Genomic DNA, 15,511 nt, shown 5'->3' on the forward strand with positions numbered 1-15,511 from the left:
TGGCTAAACGGTCATTATCAGCCGATTTTAACCGGCTGATTTTAAAAGAAAAGTTATTCGCAGCGGGCCGGCCTGCGCAAAGTCAGGGCCTGATCCAGCCACGCCAGCACATCCCCTGTGACCTCGTCACGGTTGGCTTCGTTGAACACTTCGTGGCGCGCCTGCGGGTAAATCGTCAATTGCACGTGCTGGCAGCCGGCTTCACGCAGGGCGTGGGCCAGGCTTTTGAGACGCTTGCCCTCACTGACCGGATCACATTCACCGCCCATTACCAGGATCGGCAGGCCTGGGTCGATCTGGGCGAGATTGGACGCTTTGCTGATTTGCTGCAAGCCGCCGAGCATGTCGATCCACAATTGATTGGTGCAACGGAACCCGCACAGCGGGTCGTTGATGTACTTGTCGACTTCCACTGGATCGCGGCTGAGCCAGTCAAAAGCAGTGCGATTGGGTTTAAACGCTTTGTTGAACGATCCAAACGACAAGAAGTCGATCAGCGCACTGCGGCCACGCAAACCTTGGCGCAGGCGCTCGGCCCGGGCGATCACCCGTGCGGCGCGGTAAAGGGCCACCGGCTGGAAATTCGAACCGCTGAGAATCGCGCCATTGAGGCTGGCGCTGTGGTGCAGCAAGTACGCCTGGGCGATATAGCTGCCCATGCTGTGGCCCAGCAGAATGATCGGCAGCCCCGGCTGTTGCTGGCCGATATGCTGATTGAGGCTCGCCAGGTCGCCCACCACCTTGTTCCAACCGTCCTTCTCGGCGTACAGGCCCAGGGTGCCTTCGTCGGCGGTACGGCCGTGGCCACGCTGGTCCGGAGCGTACAGGCCGTAGCCGGCGGCGCACAAGGCGTCGGCCAGGCGTGCATAACGCCCGCTGTGCTCGGCCATGCCATGGGACAGCATCACCAGGGCCTTGGGCGGGCCGTCGGGCATCCATTGATTGACGTACAGGCGGCTGCGGTCATTCGCGGTCAGCCAGAAGGTGCTGTGGTTCATGGCGCTTCCTTTGCTCAGGGTCGTTGCAGTGTATAGCTCATCCCACGGGAAGCGTCTGATCAGCGCAAGGCCTTGTAGGAAGATTCACGCAATTAATGACGCTCTTTCCCGTATTTGCCTGTTTGGCCATAGCTGCTAACGTCCCCAAAGCTCCGCTTTTTATCGGTGTAGAGGTTCTACACCTGCAGCGGCCGGACACACTCAGGTAAGAGGACAAGAATAATGCAACCTGATTTCTGGAATGACAAACGCGCGGCGGGCGTTCCCAATGACATCGACCTCTCTGCCTACAAGTCGGTGATCGAAGTCTTCGAACGTTCCTGCAAGGCCTTTGCCGACCGTCCGGCATTCAGCAACATGGGCATCACCCTCACCTACGCCGAGCTGGAACGCCACAGCGCGGCCTTCGCCGGCTACCTGCAGCAGCACACCGACCTCAAGCCCGGCGACCGCATCGCCGTGCAGATGCCCAATGTGCTGCATTACCCGATTGCCGTGTTCGGTGCCTTGCGCGCCGGGCTGATCGTGGTCAATACCAACCCGCTGTACACCCCGCGCGAAATGCGCCACCAGTTCAAGGACGCCGGCGTGCGTGCGCTGGTCTACCTCAACCTGTTCGGGTCGCGGGTGCAGGAGGTGTGCAGCGACACCGAGATCGACTACCTGATCGAAGCCAAGATGGGCGACTTCATGCCTGCCGCCAAAGGCTGGCTGGTCAACACCCTGGTCGACAAAGTCAAAAAGATGGTCCCGGCCTACAGCCTTCCGCGCGCTGTGTCGTTCAAGCGTGCCTTGCACATGGGCGCGGGCCTGGGCGTCACGCGTCACCCGGTGACCCTGGACGATATCGCGGTGCTGCAATACACCGGCGGCACCACCGGCTTGGCCAAGGGCGCGATGCTCACCCACGGCAACCTGGTGGCGAACATGCAGCAGGTGCGTGCATGCATGTCCCAGACCGGCGATGACGGCCACCCGCTGATCAAGGAAGGGCAGGAGGTGATGATTGCGCCACTGCCGCTGTATCACATCTATGCCTTCACGGCGAACTGCATGTGCATGATGGTCTCTGGCAACCACAACGTGCTGATCACCAACCCACGGGACATCGGCGGCTTTATCAAGGAGCTGAAAAAGTGGCGCTTCACCGGGCTGCTGGGGCTCAACACGCTGTTCGTGGCGTTGATGGACCATCCTGACTTCAAGTCCCTCGACTTCTCCCACCTCAAGCTCACCAACTCCGGCGGCACTGCACTGATCAAGGCCACTGCCGAGCGCTGGCAGCAGATCACCGGTTGCGCCATCGGCGAAGGCTACGGCCTCACGGAAACCTCTCCGGTGGCCAGCACCAACCCCTACGGCAATAAATCCCGCCTGGGCACCGTGGGCATTCCCGTACCGGCGACGGCGATGAAGGTGATTGATGACCATGGCGCCGAGCTGCCGTTGGGCGAGCGCGGCGAGCTGTGTATCAAGGGCCCGCAGGTGATGAAGGGCTACTGGCAGCAACCGGCCGCCACGGCCGAAGCGCTGGACGCCGAGGGCTGGCTCAAGACAGGCGACATCGCCGTGATCGATGACGATGGTTTTGTGCGCATTGTCGACCGTAAGAAAGACCTGATCATTGTTTCGGGCTTCAACGTGTACCCCAACGAGATCGAAGACGTGGTGATGGCGCACCCGGCCGTGGCCAATTGCGCGGTGATCGGCGTGCCGGATGATCGCACCGGGGAGGCGGTGAAGCTGTTCGTGGTGGCGCGTGCGCAAGGGGTGAGCCTTGAGGAGTTGAAGGCGTACTGCAAGACCAACTTCACCGGGTACAAGGTGCCCAAACATATCGTGTTGCGCGAGTCGTTGCCGATGACGCCCGTGGGCAAGATCTTGCGCCGGGAGCTGCGGGACATCGCCTGACCTCGAATTGAAATGCTACACACTGTAGGAGCCGGCTTGCCGGCGATGGCGTCCCTGAGATCGCCATCGCCGGCAAGCCGGCTCCTACATTTGTATCGGTGTAAAGCCCGCTCCAGAGCCTTTTGCAGGGTTATTTCGGCTTCGTCTAAACCGTGACCGAATATTGTAGGACAGTCGCGTTTATGACCGCAGGGCCCTCCTTTGGCTCTAGGCGACCTTTGGCAAAGCTGCTACTCTCGGCGCGCTTTGTGACGTCTCGGCCTGCTTGAAAGCGCCAGATTCACCTAAAAAAACATACACCAATAATAATCGCATCAAATGCGATGATGAATTCGCGTCGCTGACGTCGCTGAGGAGTGGGCTTCCATGAACGAAGACTTTTGGAAGGATAAGTACCCCGCCGGGATTGCTGCAGAAATCAATCCAGACGAGTATCCAAATATTCAGGCGGTACTGAAGCAGTCCTGCCAGCGCTTCGCCAACAAACCGGCTTTCAGCAACCTGGGCAAGACCATCACCTACGGTGAGCTGTACGAATTGTCCGGCGCCTTCGCCGCGTACCTGCAACAGCATACCGACCTGCAGCCTGGCGATCGCATCGCCGTGCAACTGCCCAACGTCCTCCAGTACCCGGTCGCTGTGTTCGGTGCCATCCGTGCCGGCCTGATCGTGGTCAATACCAACCCGCTGTACACCGCGCGGGAAATGGAACACCAATTCAACGACTCCGGCGCCAAGGCGCTGGTGTGCCTGGCCAACATGGCGCACCTGGCGGAAAAGGTCGTGCCCAAGACCGCCGTCAAGCACGTGATCGTCACCGAAGTCGCCGACCTGTTGCCGCCGCTCAAGCGTCTGCTGATCAACAGCGTCATCAAGTACGTGAAGAAAATGGTCCCGGCGTATCACTTGCCCAAGGCGATCAAGTTCAACGACGTGCTGGCCAAGGGGCATGGCCAACCGGTCAGCGACGCGAGCCCGGCCAGCAGTGATGTGGCAGTGCTGCAATACACCGGCGGCACCACTGGCGTGGCGAAGGGCGCAATGCTCACCCACCGCAACCTGGTCGCCAACATGTTGCAGTGCAAGGCGCTGATGGGCTCCAACCTCAATGAAGGTTGCGAGATCCTGATCACCCCGCTGCCGCTGTACCACATCTATGCGTTCACCTTTCATTGCATGGCGATGATGCTGATCGGCAATCACAACATCCTGATCAGCAACCCGCGCGACCTGCCGGCGATGGTCAAGGAACTGTCGAAGTGGAAGTTCAGCGGCTTTGTCGGCCTGAACACCCTGTTCGTGGCGCTGTGCAACAACGAGGCGTTCCGCAAGCTGGACTTCTCCGCGCTGAAAGTCACCCTGTCCGGCGGCATGGCCCTGCAATTGGCCGCCGCTGAGCGCTGGAAGGCCGTGACCGGGTGTGGCATCTGCGAAGGCTACGGCATGACCGAAACCAGCCCGGTGGCCACTGTGAACCCGATCCAGCACATCCAGATCGGTACCATCGGCATCCCGGTACCGTCCACGGTGTGCAAAGTCATTGCCGACGACGGCACCGAACTGGCGCTGGGCGAAACCGGCGAACTCTGCGTCAAGGGCCCGCAGGTGATGAAAGGCTATTGGCAGCGCCAGGACGCCACCGACGAAATGCTCGACAGCGAAGGCTGGCTGAAGACCGGTGACATCGCGATCATCCAGCCCGACGGCTATATGCGCATTGTCGATCGCAAGAAAGACATGATCCTAGTCTCGGGCTTCAACGTGTACCCGAACGAGCTGGAAGACGTGCTGGCAGGCCTGCCAGGCGTGCTGCAGTGCGCGGCCATCGGTGTGCCGGATGAGAAGTCCGGTGAGCACATCAAGTTGTTTATCGTGGTCAAGCCGGGTGCCACTCTGACCAAGGACCAGGTGATGGAGCACATGCGCGCCAACGTCACCGCCTACAAGGTGCCCAAGGCCGTAGAATTCCGCGATGCGTTGCCGACTACCAACGTGGGCAAGATCCTGCGACGTGAATTGCGCGATGAAGAGTTGAAGAAGCTCGGTCTTAAAAAGTAACCCCATAAAAAACCCCGCCGATGCGGGGTTTTTTATTGCCTGTATTGGAGTGCATCCCCTTGTAGGAGCCGGCTTGCCGGCGATGGCGTCCTTGAGATCGCATCGCCGGCAAACCGGGCTTCTGCAAAAGGGGAGATCCTACAGGGCGAACTGCGCGAAGCTGACGCCGGTGCCGGCAGGGCGGACGTCCTTGAGGAACGAGTCCTTGTCCGCGCTCAGCTCCAGGGTGATCTCCGGCTTGCGCTTGCCCGCATTGCGCACCACCAGGCCTTCGAGCTTCTCGCGCAGGAACACGGTTGGCACCTTCAGGTGCAGCAACTGGTCGGTCTCGGCGTTGTGCATCAACAGGTGGATCCACTCGTACTGGCCCACGGCAATACGGCCCACCCGCAGGTCAAACCACCAGATGTTGCGCTTGCGGTCCAGGTCGGTGAAATGGCAGTTGTTGACGCCGAGTACGGCACCGCCCAGTTCGGTGTTTCGGCGGGCGATGGCCTGTGCTTTATTGAGTTTCATAACCTTCCTACGGGATCTGTTATTCAGCGTTATAGCCTGAATGTGCCGGGCATTCTCAGGGGTTGGCGGCAAAACATAAAGCCAAACCTGCGGCCGGCGATGAAATGCGTGGGCAAAATAATTGAAACTCTGCTGAACGGCCTCGGGTCAATCTTTACGTAATGACCCAAAACCCTTGATTGTTCTTTCGGAGAAATACCATGAGCAGCACATCTGACAAGGCTAAAGGCGTGGCAAACGAGGCGGTCGGTAATATCAAGCAAGGTGTCGGTAAAGTCACCGGCAACGACAAACTGCGCGCTGAAGGTGTGGTCCAGGAAAAGAAAGGCGAAGTTCAGAAAGCGGTAGGCGACACCAAGGACGCGGTAAAAAAAGCGACCAAGTAAGGCTGCCAGTGCGCAACCAAGCGGCCATCCACGGATGGCCGTTTTTGTGTCACAGACGCTGAATAAAAGTTTCGAAATTGTTTCGAGGTCGCCAAATAGGCTACCTTGATGTAGAAAACGGCCCCTGAGTCGCCCACGAACTCAACCTTTTTGCGGCGAAAGGAGACGCTATGATTTTTCCGGTTCTCGATGGTCTCAAGCTGCACAAAGTGCTGGTGCGCACCGTCAAGGAATTCGTCGATGACGAAATGCCCACCTATGCTTCGGCACTGGCCTACCAGATGCTGTTCTCGCTGTTCCCCTTCCTGCTGTTCTTGATTGCCCTGATCGGGTTCCTGCATCTGCCGGACTTCTTCACCTGGCTGCGCATGCAATCGGAACTGGTGTTGCCGCCCCAGGCCCTGGAGCAGGTCAACCCGGTGATCGACCAGTTGCAGCAATCCAAGGGTGGCCTGCTGTCGGTGGGTATCGTGATCGCACTGTGGACGGCCTCTGCCGGCGTGCGCTTGATGATGAGCGCGATGAACGCGGCCTACGACGTGGTTGAAGGCCGTCCTATCTGGAAGCGCTTCCCACTGTCGATTTTCTACACCGTCGGCATCGCCGGCATGCTGCTGGCCGCTGCCGCGCTGATGGTGCTCGGGCCGCAGGTGATGGAATGGCTGGCCGGGCAGATCGGCATGCAGGAATTCGTGGTCACCTTGTGGACCATCTTGCGTTGGCCTTTGATCGTGATTTTGCTGATGTTCGCCGTGGCCCTCATGTACTACGTGATGCCGGACGTCGAGCAGAAATTCCGCTTTATCACCCCAGGCTCGGTGCTGGCGGTGGTGGTGTGGATCGTTGCCTCCCTGGGCTTTGGCTACTACGTCAAAACCTTTGCCGACTACAACGCCATGTATGGCAGTATCGGCGCGATCATCGTGTTGCTCTTGTATTTCTATATTTCCGCTGCCGTGCTGTTGCTTGGGGCGGAGATGAACGCGGTGATCGAACACATGTCCGCCGAGGGCAAGGACCCGGGCGAAAAAGAGTTCGAAGAGCCGGGCCATACCGATGAAAAACAGCATGTCTCAGGCCTTGGCCGGGACCACTCCAAGCCCACTACCGATGAAGTCTGATCGATGATCCGTGAAATCCTGAAAATGGGCGACGAGCGCCTGCTGCGTATCGCGCCTCCGGTTCCGCCGGAAATGTTCGACAGCCCCGAACTGTGGCAATTGATCGATGACATGTTCCAGACCATGGAACATGTGGGTGGGGTCGGCTTGGCTGCGCCGCAGATCGGTGTCGACCTGCAATTGGTGATCTTCGGTTTCGAAGCCAGCGAACGCTACCCGGACGCGCCGCCCGTGCCGCAGACGATCCTGATCAACCCGCTGATCACGCCGTTGAGTCCGGTGCTGGAGGAAGGCTATGAAGGTTGCCTGTCCGTGCCGGGTTTGCGGGGTGCGGTGGATCGCTATCAGCAGATTCGCTACGAAGGCTTTGATCCCAAGGGTGAGCCCATCGTGCGCTTTGCCGATGGTTTCCATGCGCGGGTGGTGCAGCATGAATGCGATCACCTGATCGGCCGGTTGTACCCGTCGCGGATCACCGACTTCAGCAAGTTCGGCTTTATCGAAGTCATGTTCCCGGACTTGGACCCCACGGCCGACGATTGATCCTGCATCTGAATGTGAGGCTGCTCGTTGTGGTGAGCGGGCTTGTCCCGCGCTGGGCTGCGAAGCAGACCCAAACCTGTCACCGCAGTGTGCCTGACGCACCGCGGTGGCTTGGATAGGGGCCGCTTCGCAGCCCAGCGCGGGACAAGCCCGCTCACCACAGAAAAGCGATACTTCAATAATTGTTATCGGGTCGGTTTAATGAACCGCAACGTCATCCGGTCCGACTCCCCGATCGCCACATACTTCGCCTTATCCTGCTCGCCCAATCTCAGCGTCGGCGGCAACGTCCACACGCCAGCCGGGTAGTCCTTGGTGTCCTTCGGATTAGCATTCACCTCGCTCTGTCCCGCCAGCTTGAACCCGGCATCGGACGCCAGCTTCACCACCTGCGCGGTGGTCAGGTAACCGCTGTCCTTGATCGCCTGCAGATCCGCCCCATCCTTGGCCCGGTGATCTTCCACGCCCAGCACGCCGCCGGGCTTGAGCACGGCGTAAAAGGCGCTGAAGGTGGCCGGCGCAGTGCCTGCCTCCACCCAGTTATGCACGTTGCGGAAGGTCAGTACGGCATCCGCCGACGCGGGTTTGCCGAACACCGGGGCCTTGGGGTCGAACTCGACCACCGAGGCCTTGCCGTAGCGCGCGGGGTCGGCGGCGAATTTCTTCTTCAGATTTGCTTCGGACGCTCGCGCGTACTCACTGCTGCTCGCCGCTTGCACGGCCGCAACGTACTGCCCGTGATCCTTGAGCAGCGGCGCCAGCACCTCGCTGTACCAGCCGCCACCGGGGGTGATTTCAATCACCGTCTGCCTGGCGCCCAAGCCAAAAAACGCCAAGGTCTGTTGCGGATGGCGATAGCCGTCGCGGGCGCTGTTGGCGGGGTCGCGCCAGTTGCCGGCAAGCACGCTCTGATACTGCTGGGCGGTGATGGGGGTGTCGGCTGCCTGGCCCAAGACCGGGGTGAGCAGGGCGGTGAGGGAGAGAACTGCAAGCGTCGTTTTCATGATCATCCTGTGAAGGGCCACTGTACCGCCGAGGCTAGCATGGGCCCTGCACGTGCTGATCACACATTATCCGAGGTCGACCTCACCAAACGATCTAAGCCCATCGCGATCATCGGTTTGTTGCGCCTGTAGCGCACCAGCCGTTCGCTGAGGGACTGCGGCAGCGGTGTGTCCTGGGTGAAGCCCATGGGTTGATACAGCCGTTCCAGGTCCGGGTGACACAGCAACCACACCGTTCCTTCCACCTCGGCCACCGCCGCCTCGATCACCCGCGCCGCCAACCCCTGGCCGCGATAGGCGGGGTCAACGAACATCCCGGTCAGGAACTGCCCGCCAACCACCGGCGTCAGGCACAACCCGGCGACAATCTCACCGTCCCGCGCCACCCACAAACGCCCGCCCTTGAGCGCCTTCATCGGGGAATTGTGGCTGCGGTAAAACTTGTTCAGCAGCGGCCACAGCGGCTCTGCCAAGGGTTCGATGTGCAATTCGGGCATGGTGTTCAGGCAGGCGTTATCAAGGGCCGGAGATTATAAGCGCCTTCTGCCGGGCAATAGGTGGTATACCCAGTGCTACATCCCCTGTCAGTGGAGCATGCATCATGGCCAAAGGTATGGATTCAAAGAAAGCCGCGAAGAAAAAACCGGCAAAGACCGCCGATGAAAAACGCGCAGACAAAAAGGCCAAGAAGTCGGAAACAGGCCTGTTCGGTCACTGAGTTACAAGCTTAGAACCAAACGATCTGCAAGATTTTCGCGCCTCATTGCACAGAGCAGGAAACACCTGCTCTGAGCTGCCGATGGCCAACTACCTTGATCCGACCCAACGCCGGGAAATCGAAGCCCTGGCCACCACCTTCACCGCCAGAACCGAATGGCCGACCTGGCTGTTGTTGATCGGCGTGTACACCGGCTGGTTCGCCGTGATCCTCGCCAGCCACTGGCTGGGCCCGTGGTTGAGCACCCTGTTGCTGATCCCGCTGGTGACGCTGTGGCTGTCGGTGCAACATGAACTGCTGCATGGCCATCCCACCCGTTCGCCGCTGCTGAATAAAATCCTCGGCTACGCCCCCTTCGCCGTGTGGTACCCCTACACGCTGTACCGCGACAGCCACCTGCTGCACCACAACGACAAAGACTTGACCCTGCCGGGCATCGACCCGGAAAGCCGCTACCTCAACCAGCAGCAATGGGACACCAGCTCGCTGTTCGAGCGTGGCGTGCATTGGCTGACCAAGACCGTGCTCGGCCGCTTCCTGCTGGCGGCGCCCTTGGCGATTGGCCGTTTGGCCCGCCATGAGTTGCAACGCCTGCCCCAGGTGTGGCCGATGTGGCTGGTCCACAGCGCCGTCACTGTGCTGATGCTGGGTTTCATCGCCCACTACAGTGCGCTGTCGGTGTGGCATTACCTGCTGCTGGTCAGCGTGCCGGCCTTGTCCCTGGCCTCGATCCGTTCCTACTATGAACACCGCCCGCACCCGCAGCCGGAGCAACGCACCGTGCTCAACGAAGCGTCCTGGCCGTGGACCTGGCTGTTCCTCAACAACAACCTGCACCTGGTGCACCACGACTTGCCGAAACTGCCCTGGTACTTGCTGCCGACGGTCTACCGCGCCCGACGTGAGCAATGGGTGGCGCGCAGCGGTGGCTTCCTGGTGCAAGGCTACGGCCAGTTGATCAGCCGCCACGGCCTCAAGGCCATCGACAGCCCCCGGCACCCTTTTGCGTGAGAGATGACCATGAGTGACCACTACGCCGAGCTGCTGATGTATGTCGCGCCCGAGCCGATCCAGCACGCCAACCAGCAATGGCTGACGCGCATCCTGGAACACCTTGGGCTGCGCCGCCTCAACGCCGATCACCTCGACCTGCACGCCCTGTGGCGCGCACCTGAGTTACTGCTGACTCAAACCTGCGGCTATCCGCTGATAACCCAATTGCGCGGACAGGTCCGCGTGATCGGTCGCCCGCGTTATGAGCTGCCCCACAGCAGCGATGGAGAACATTGCAGCTTGCTGCTGACCCGCGACGACAACCCGCATCAAACCCTGGCGGACTTCTACAACAGCCGCGGCGTTATCAACGGTCACGACTCCAACAGCGGCATGAACCTGCTGCGCGAGCGCCTGGCCCCTTTGCAGCGCGACGGGCGTTTCTTCGCCAGCGTCGGCATCAGCGGCGCCCACCGCGAGAGCCTGCGGTGGCTGCGTGAAAACCGCGCCGACCTTGCCGCCATCGACAGCGTCACCTACGACTACCTGGCCCGTTTCGCGCCGCTGGAAGTGGCGGGGCTGCGCATTGTTACCCGCAGCGCGCCAAGCCCGACCTTGCCCTACATCGGCCCATTGGGCTTGAGCGATGAACAGGTCATTCAACTCCGCCAGGCCATGAATCAGGCGTTGCAGGACTTGCCGCACGTCGCCGAGACGCTGGGCCTGCAGGCCGTGCTACCCGCCGGCGAAGCCGACTACGAAGTGCTCCTGGACTACCAACGACAGGCCATAAACGCCGGTTTCCCGAAACTTCAATAAGGTTATATAAAAATACCTTTTAAATATTATTAAAGAATAAGCGGCCTTGCTAGGATCGCTCCACCGGAACACCGGACATAACGCGCAACCTACTCAGATGGAGCCACTATGTCCGGCGCCGACACTTCTCACAGCGATTACGTGGGCGGATTGTTCCGCAGTCATTACGACTGGCTGTGCAGCCGTTTGCACCGCCATCTCGATTCCCGCGCGCACGCCGAAGACATCGCCGCCGACACCTTCGTCCAGTTGCTGAGTGCGCCGGGTGTCGTGCCCATTCGCCAGCCGCGTGCGCTGCTCACCACCATCGCCCAACGCCTGATGTATCAATTGTGGCGCCGCCGTGATCTGGAGCGCGCCTACCTCGACGCGCTCGACAACGACGAGACGAGCAGCGCACCGTCGCCGGAAGAACTGGCGCAAATGCTCGAAGCCCTGCAAGCCATCGACCAGCTGCTCGACGGCTTGCCGGCCAAGGTCAAGGCGACCTTTCTGCTGTCCCAGCTCAATGGCCTGACCTACCCGGAAATCGCTGCCGAGCTGGGGATTTCCCAGCGTTCAGTCAGCGACTACATGACCCGCGCCTTCAACCGTTGCCTGCGGCTGTGCCTGGAATGAACGACGAGTTGATCGACAGCGCCACGCGCTGGTACGTGCTGTTGCGTTCCGGCCAGGCCACGGCGGGCGACTGGCAGCAGTATGAACAATGGCGCGCCGCCGACCCACGGCATGACGCCCTGTGCCGACAGTTGGAAACCCGCCTGGGTGTGTTCCAGGTACCCCAGGCGCAAGGCGTGAGTGGCCAGGTGTTGCAGCAGGCGCTGGAGGCGCCATCCAGTCGACGCCAGGTTTTGCAAGTCGCGTTGGCCGGTGCCGGTGTGGCCGTCGGCGCAGCCTTGCTGGCCAAACCGCTCGGCGTGCCATTGACGGAACTCACGGCGGATATCCGCACCGGCACCGGCGAGCGCCGTACCGTCACGTTGGACGATGGCAGCGAATTGCTGCTCAACGCACAAAGCGCGGCCGACATCCAGTTTGATCCGCAACGCCGCCTTATACGTCTTCGCGAAGGCGAGTTGTTGGCCAAGGTCGCCAGCGACCGCGTCCGGCCATTCCTGATCCAGACCGAGCAGGCCCGCCTGCGCGCCTATGGCACCCGTTTCCTGGTGCGCGAGCGGGAAGGGCAGGGCCAGGTGGTCGCCCTTAACGGCGCGGTGGAAATCGACGGCCAGAACGGCGAACGCCTGCAACTCGCCGTCGGCCATGAGGTGCATTACGACCGTGCCGGGTTCGGCCCGGTACAGGCCAGTTCCTCCGGTGCCACGGCCTGGGTCGATGGCTTCCTGCAAGTGCGCGACCGGCCGCTGGCCGAAGTCATCGACGCGCTGCGGCCCTACCACAACGGCGTGCTGCGCCTGGACCCGTCCGTGGCCGGCCTGCGCGTCAGCGGCCTCTACCGCCTGGACAACCCCCAGCAAATCCTCGACACCCTGGCGCGCACCTTGCCGATCCACATCACCCGCCGCACCGATTTGTGGGTGACTGTCAGTGCGGTATAGCCGATTCACTCGGTCCCTGTGGGAGCTGGCTTGCCTGCGATGCGGGCGGCTCGGTCTGTCAGTCCAACCGAGTCGACTTCATCGCAGGCAAGCCAGCTCCCACAGAGAGCGAGGGGGCTATGCCTGTGTGGGTTCTAAGGACATAACCAAACGATCTGCAAGTTTTCCCCCCGCTGGCCCACATCACTCCCGTAAGCGCTGCGGGGAGCAGCGTTCTTGTGTTTCCTTGGGGGGAGCCAAAGTGAATCAGTTCAACCGTGTGCCGCGTCGAACCTTTGCACTGGTGCCGTTGGCCAGTCTGTTTTTCTCGTTTGCCGCCGGTGCAGAAGAGGTGCGCCAGGTCTACCACATCGCGCCTGGCCCGCTGGATGAGGTGCTGCTGAACATCAGTCGCCAAAGCGGCCAGGTGATCTCGTTTACGCCGCAATTGGGTAACTATTCCTCGGCCAGCGTGGACGGTTCGCTGTCGGCGCAACAGGCAGTGGACGCCGCGCTCAAAGGCACCGGCCTGCAGGTCCAGGTCAGTCCGGACGGTGCGTTCATCATCAAGGAAGGCGCGAGCAAAAACGCGACCAGCAACGTCAAGGCACAAACCAGTGCAGCGCAAGCGCCGACCCTGGACCGCGTAGTCGCCATCGGCACCCGGCGCAGTGATGCCACGGCCCTTACCAGCGCCGCCCCGGTAGACGTAATCAACGCTGAAGAACTCAAGCAGACCGGTGCCACCAGCCTCAACCAGGCGCTGTTCCAACTGCTGCCGTCGTTCAACTTTCCGCAGAACCAGAGCGCCACCCGTGGCCAGAACCCCAAGGGCGCGTCCTTGCGCGGCCTGGCGCCGGACCAGACGCTGGTGCTCATCAACGGCAAACGCCGCCATGCCTCGGCGGTGGTGAACATCTCCGGTGGCGTGCCGTTCATTGGCGCGCAGCCGGTGGACCTGGACATGATCCCCATCAGCAGCATCGACCACGTCGAAGTGCTGCGCGATGGCGCGTCGGCACAATACGGCTCGGATGCGGTGGCAGGCGTGGTCAACATCGTGCTCAAGGAGCGTGACAGCGGCGGCCAGGTCAACACCCAACTGGGCAAATACGCCCAGGGCGACGGCTTCAGCAAAACCACCGACGGCTGGTACGGCCTGGGGTTGCCGGGGGATGGCTTCCTTACCCTGAGCTTCAACACCCTCAACAACAAACCCACCGACATTGGCGACAAATACGTCGCCGACGGCCAACTGCAAGACCCACGGTGGGGCGGTGCAGGGCGCGATAAATTCAACCTGGCGGCGAATGCCGAAGTCGGCCTGAGTGACCAATGGCGCCTCTACAGTTTCGCCACTTTCGGCCAGGACAAGTCGGTGAACAACACGCCACCGCTGCTGGCGAATAACCCGAACAACGTGCAGGGCATCTACCCCAACGGCACCATTCCCAAATACCGCTACCGCTATGAAGACGGTGCGCTCACCGTCGGCACCCGCTACGAAGACGACACCCTCGGGCGCTTCGACCTCAGTGCCACCTACGGTCGCGACAAGCACGATGAGCTGGCCTTCAACACGGTCAACCCGAGCTATGGCCTGAACAGTCCGACCAAATTCGACGTGGCCACCCTGGTCAACGACCAGACCAACATCGGCCTGGATTACGCCAAGGATCTGGACGTCAACTGGTCAAGCCATCCGCTGACTGTCTCTGCGGGCATTGCCTACCGGCATGAGCAGTATCGGCTGGAGGAGGGCGACTATGAGTCCTACTCCTTTGGTGGCATCAACGGTGTGCAGGTTGGCGCGGTGCAAGCCTCCGGTCTCACGCCAGACGACGCCGGCACCTACAAGCGTGATGTCGGCGGCGTTTACGTCGGTCTTGAGCACCAGCTCACCGACAAATTCCAGGTCGGCCTGGCCGGGCGTACCGAGCACTATTCGGACTTTGGTTCGGCCACCACCGGCAAGCTCTCGGCGCGGTATGACTTCACGCCGCAGGTGGGCTTGCGCGCCACGGTGAACAACTCCTTCCGTGCGCCGACCCTGGGCCAGATCGGCACGTCGTGGACCACCACCACCAACGTCGACATCAACGGCAACCCGGTGTTGACGCGCATGCTGCCCGCCGACAACCCGGCCGCCCGTGCGCTGGGTGCCGAGCCGCTCAAACCGGAAAAATCCACCAACTACTCCCTGGGCCTGGTGCTGCGCCCAATCGAAAACGCCTCGCTGACCATCGATGCCTACCAGATCTCGATCCGTGATCGCCTGCTCTACAGCGGCGGCATTTCCGGGCCGCGCGCCGAGCAGATCCTGCAGCAAGCCGGGTTTGGCCAGTACACCTGGGCGCAGTTCATGACCAACGCCGCCAACACGCGTACGCGCGGTGTGGACATCGTCGGCAAATACAACCTGGACCTGGCCCAGTACGGCGCGTTGAGCCTGTCGGCCGGCTACACCAAGGCTCGCACCACCATCGAGAAGGTCCACGAGAACCCCAACGGCTTCGACATTCTCACCCGCGAAGCCCGTGGTTTCCTTGAGCACGGCTACCCCGAAGACAAGCTGGTACTCGGCGCCACCCACCGCATCGGTGCCTGGACCATTGCCCTCAGCGAAACCCGCTACGGCGAGTACCGCAAATACGCCGCCAGCGAAGCCAACGCCCAGTACGACCAGACCTTCGCGGCGCAATGGAACACCGACCTGGACGTGAACTACGCCTTCACTAAACAACTGCGTTTGTCAGTCGGCGCCAACAACCTGTTCGACAGCAAGCCCGACGACTTCAACACCCGCCTGCGCCAGACGCCGGGCCAGCAGTACAGCTACCTGTCGCCGTCGGCGCCGGAAGGGGCGTTTTACTACACACGGCTCAGTTATGACTTTTAACCGATCT

Annotated in this window: 14 protein-coding genes; 10 read left to right on the plus strand and 4 right to left on the minus strand. The window is 61.2% G+C overall.

Annotated features, from left to right (window positions below; all coding sequences use genetic code 11):
- Positions 1 to 53: 53 nt before the first annotated feature.
- Entirely contained in the window at positions 54 to 998 is a 945-nt protein-coding gene (locus AC0IYN_RS17105; RefSeq protein ID WP_406598774.1) for an alpha/beta hydrolase, read from the minus strand.
- A 222-nt stretch (positions 999 to 1,220) separates the two neighbouring features.
- Here AC0IYN_RS17105 and fadD2 point away from each other — a divergent pair, with 222 nt between their 5' ends.
- Entirely contained in the window at positions 1,221 to 2,909 is a 1,689-nt protein-coding gene (fadD2, locus tag AC0IYN_RS17110) for a long-chain-fatty-acid--CoA ligase FadD2 (RefSeq protein ID WP_406598775.1), read from the plus strand.
- A gap of 366 nt (positions 2,910 to 3,275) precedes the next feature.
- The gene (fadD1, locus tag AC0IYN_RS17115) at positions 3,276 to 4,967 is read left to right on the plus strand and encodes a long-chain-fatty-acid--CoA ligase FadD1 (RefSeq protein ID WP_078049961.1); all 1,692 of its coding nucleotides are present in this window, start codon (positions 3,276 to 3,278) and stop codon (positions 4,965 to 4,967) included.
- A gap of 138 nt (positions 4,968 to 5,105) precedes the next feature.
- On the opposite strand, the gene AC0IYN_RS17120 is transcribed toward fadD1, so the two are convergent.
- A complete protein-coding gene (locus tag AC0IYN_RS17120; RefSeq protein WP_471842349.1) occupies positions 5,106 to 5,483 on the minus strand; it encodes a hypothetical protein in 378 nt (125 codons plus the stop codon).
- A 200-nt stretch (positions 5,484 to 5,683) separates the two neighbouring features.
- On the opposite strand from AC0IYN_RS17120, the gene AC0IYN_RS17125 reads away from it, so the two are divergent.
- The 3 genes from AC0IYN_RS17125 (at position 5,684) to def (ending at position 7,533) form a co-directional block, all read left to right on the plus strand.
- The gene (locus AC0IYN_RS17125; RefSeq protein ID WP_122541624.1) at positions 5,684 to 5,869 is read left to right on the plus strand and encodes a CsbD family protein; all 186 of its coding nucleotides are present in this window, start codon (positions 5,684 to 5,686) and stop codon (positions 5,867 to 5,869) included.
- A 170-nt stretch (positions 5,870 to 6,039) separates the two neighbouring features.
- On the plus strand, positions 6,040 to 6,990 hold the full coding sequence (locus AC0IYN_RS17130; protein WP_034108996.1) for a YihY/virulence factor BrkB family protein: 951 nt from the start codon (positions 6,040 to 6,042) through the stop codon (positions 6,988 to 6,990).
- Between the two features lie 3 nt (positions 6,991 to 6,993).
- Complete coding sequence (def, locus tag AC0IYN_RS17135; RefSeq protein WP_028617688.1) at positions 6,994 to 7,533, plus strand: peptide deformylase; 540 nt, start codon at positions 6,994 to 6,996, stop codon at positions 7,531 to 7,533.
- 185 nt (positions 7,534 to 7,718) lie between these two features.
- Here the strand turns inward: def and AC0IYN_RS17140 are convergent, their stop codons facing one another.
- Both AC0IYN_RS17140 and AC0IYN_RS17145 read right to left on the minus strand, forming a co-directional pair.
- On the minus strand, positions 7,719 to 8,537 hold the full coding sequence (locus tag AC0IYN_RS17140; protein WP_406599881.1) for a class I SAM-dependent methyltransferase: 819 nt from the start codon (positions 8,535 to 8,537) through the stop codon (positions 7,719 to 7,721).
- A 59-nt stretch (positions 8,538 to 8,596) separates the two neighbouring features.
- Positions 8,597 to 9,034: a GNAT family N-acetyltransferase gene (locus AC0IYN_RS17145; RefSeq protein ID WP_471842350.1), complete on the minus strand. Its 438-nt coding sequence runs from the start codon at positions 9,032 to 9,034 to the stop codon at positions 8,597 to 8,599.
- A 302-nt stretch (positions 9,035 to 9,336) separates the two neighbouring features.
- On the opposite strand from AC0IYN_RS17145, the gene AC0IYN_RS17150 reads away from it, so the two are divergent.
- The 5 genes from AC0IYN_RS17150 to AC0IYN_RS17170 all read left to right on the plus strand — a co-directional run bounded on the left by AC0IYN_RS17150 (position 9,337) and on the right by AC0IYN_RS17170 (position 15,504).
- Positions 9,337 to 10,266, plus strand: coding sequence for a fatty acid desaturase (locus AC0IYN_RS17150; RefSeq protein ID WP_471842351.1), 930 nt, complete (start codon positions 9,337 to 9,339; stop codon positions 10,264 to 10,266).
- 9 nt (positions 10,267 to 10,275) lie between these two features.
- Positions 10,276 to 11,067 carry a phosphate/phosphite/phosphonate ABC transporter substrate-binding protein gene (locus tag AC0IYN_RS17155; RefSeq protein ID WP_471842352.1) on the plus strand — a complete coding sequence of 264 codons (792 nt, stop codon included), beginning with the start codon at positions 10,276 to 10,278 and terminating at the stop codon, positions 11,065 to 11,067.
- Between the two features lie 108 nt (positions 11,068 to 11,175).
- A complete protein-coding gene (locus tag AC0IYN_RS17160; RefSeq protein ID WP_406599877.1) occupies positions 11,176 to 11,685 on the plus strand; it encodes a sigma-70 family RNA polymerase sigma factor in 510 nt (169 codons plus the stop codon).
- On the plus strand, positions 11,682 to 12,626 hold the full coding sequence (locus AC0IYN_RS17165) for a FecR domain-containing protein (RefSeq protein WP_471842353.1): 945 nt from the start codon (positions 11,682 to 11,684) through the stop codon (positions 12,624 to 12,626). The genes AC0IYN_RS17160 and AC0IYN_RS17165 overlap by 4 nt, the downstream gene beginning before the upstream one ends.
- Positions 12,627 to 12,867: 241 nt before the next feature.
- Positions 12,868 to 15,504, plus strand: coding sequence for a TonB-dependent receptor domain-containing protein (locus tag AC0IYN_RS17170; RefSeq protein WP_406599875.1), 2,637 nt, complete (start codon positions 12,868 to 12,870; stop codon positions 15,502 to 15,504).
- Positions 15,505 to 15,511 lie beyond the last annotated feature (7 nt).

This window comes from Pseudomonas sp. AC112 (assembly GCF_979253545.1).

Excerpts from the sequence above, each read along its gene's own strand:
- AC0IYN_RS17140 (WP_406599881.1), bottom strand. The coding sequence starts at position 8,537 with ATGAAAACGACGCTTGCAGTTCTCTCCCTCACCGCCCTGCTCACCCCG.
- AC0IYN_RS17155 (WP_471842352.1), top strand. The coding sequence starts at position 10,276 with ATGAGTGACCACTACGCCGAGCTGCTGATGTATGTCGCGCCCGAGCCG.
- AC0IYN_RS17165 (WP_471842353.1), top strand. The coding sequence starts at position 11,682 with ATGAACGACGAGTTGATCGACAGCGCCACGCGCTGGTACGTGCTGTTG.
- fadD1 (WP_078049961.1), top strand. The coding sequence starts at position 3,276 with ATGAACGAAGACTTTTGGAAGGATAAGTACCCCGCCGGGATTGCTGCA.
- fadD2 (WP_406598775.1), top strand. The coding sequence starts at position 1,221 with ATGCAACCTGATTTCTGGAATGACAAACGCGCGGCGGGCGTTCCCAAT.
- def (WP_028617688.1), top strand. The coding sequence starts at position 6,994 with ATGATCCGTGAAATCCTGAAAATGGGCGACGAGCGCCTGCTGCGTATC.
- AC0IYN_RS17120 (WP_471842349.1), bottom strand. The coding sequence starts at position 5,483 with ATGAAACTCAATAAAGCACAGGCCATCGCCCGCCGAAACACCGAACTG.
- AC0IYN_RS17160 (WP_406599877.1), top strand. The coding sequence starts at position 11,176 with ATGTCCGGCGCCGACACTTCTCACAGCGATTACGTGGGCGGATTGTTC.
- AC0IYN_RS17125 (WP_122541624.1), top strand. The coding sequence starts at position 5,684 with ATGAGCAGCACATCTGACAAGGCTAAAGGCGTGGCAAACGAGGCGGTC.
- AC0IYN_RS17130 (WP_034108996.1), top strand. The coding sequence starts at position 6,040 with ATGATTTTTCCGGTTCTCGATGGTCTCAAGCTGCACAAAGTGCTGGTG.
- AC0IYN_RS17145 (WP_471842350.1), bottom strand. The coding sequence starts at position 9,034 with ATGCCCGAATTGCACATCGAACCCTTGGCAGAGCCGCTGTGGCCGCTG.
- AC0IYN_RS17150 (WP_471842351.1), top strand. The coding sequence starts at position 9,337 with ATGGCCAACTACCTTGATCCGACCCAACGCCGGGAAATCGAAGCCCTG.
- AC0IYN_RS17105 (WP_406598774.1), bottom strand. The coding sequence starts at position 998 with ATGAACCACAGCACCTTCTGGCTGACCGCGAATGACCGCAGCCGCCTG.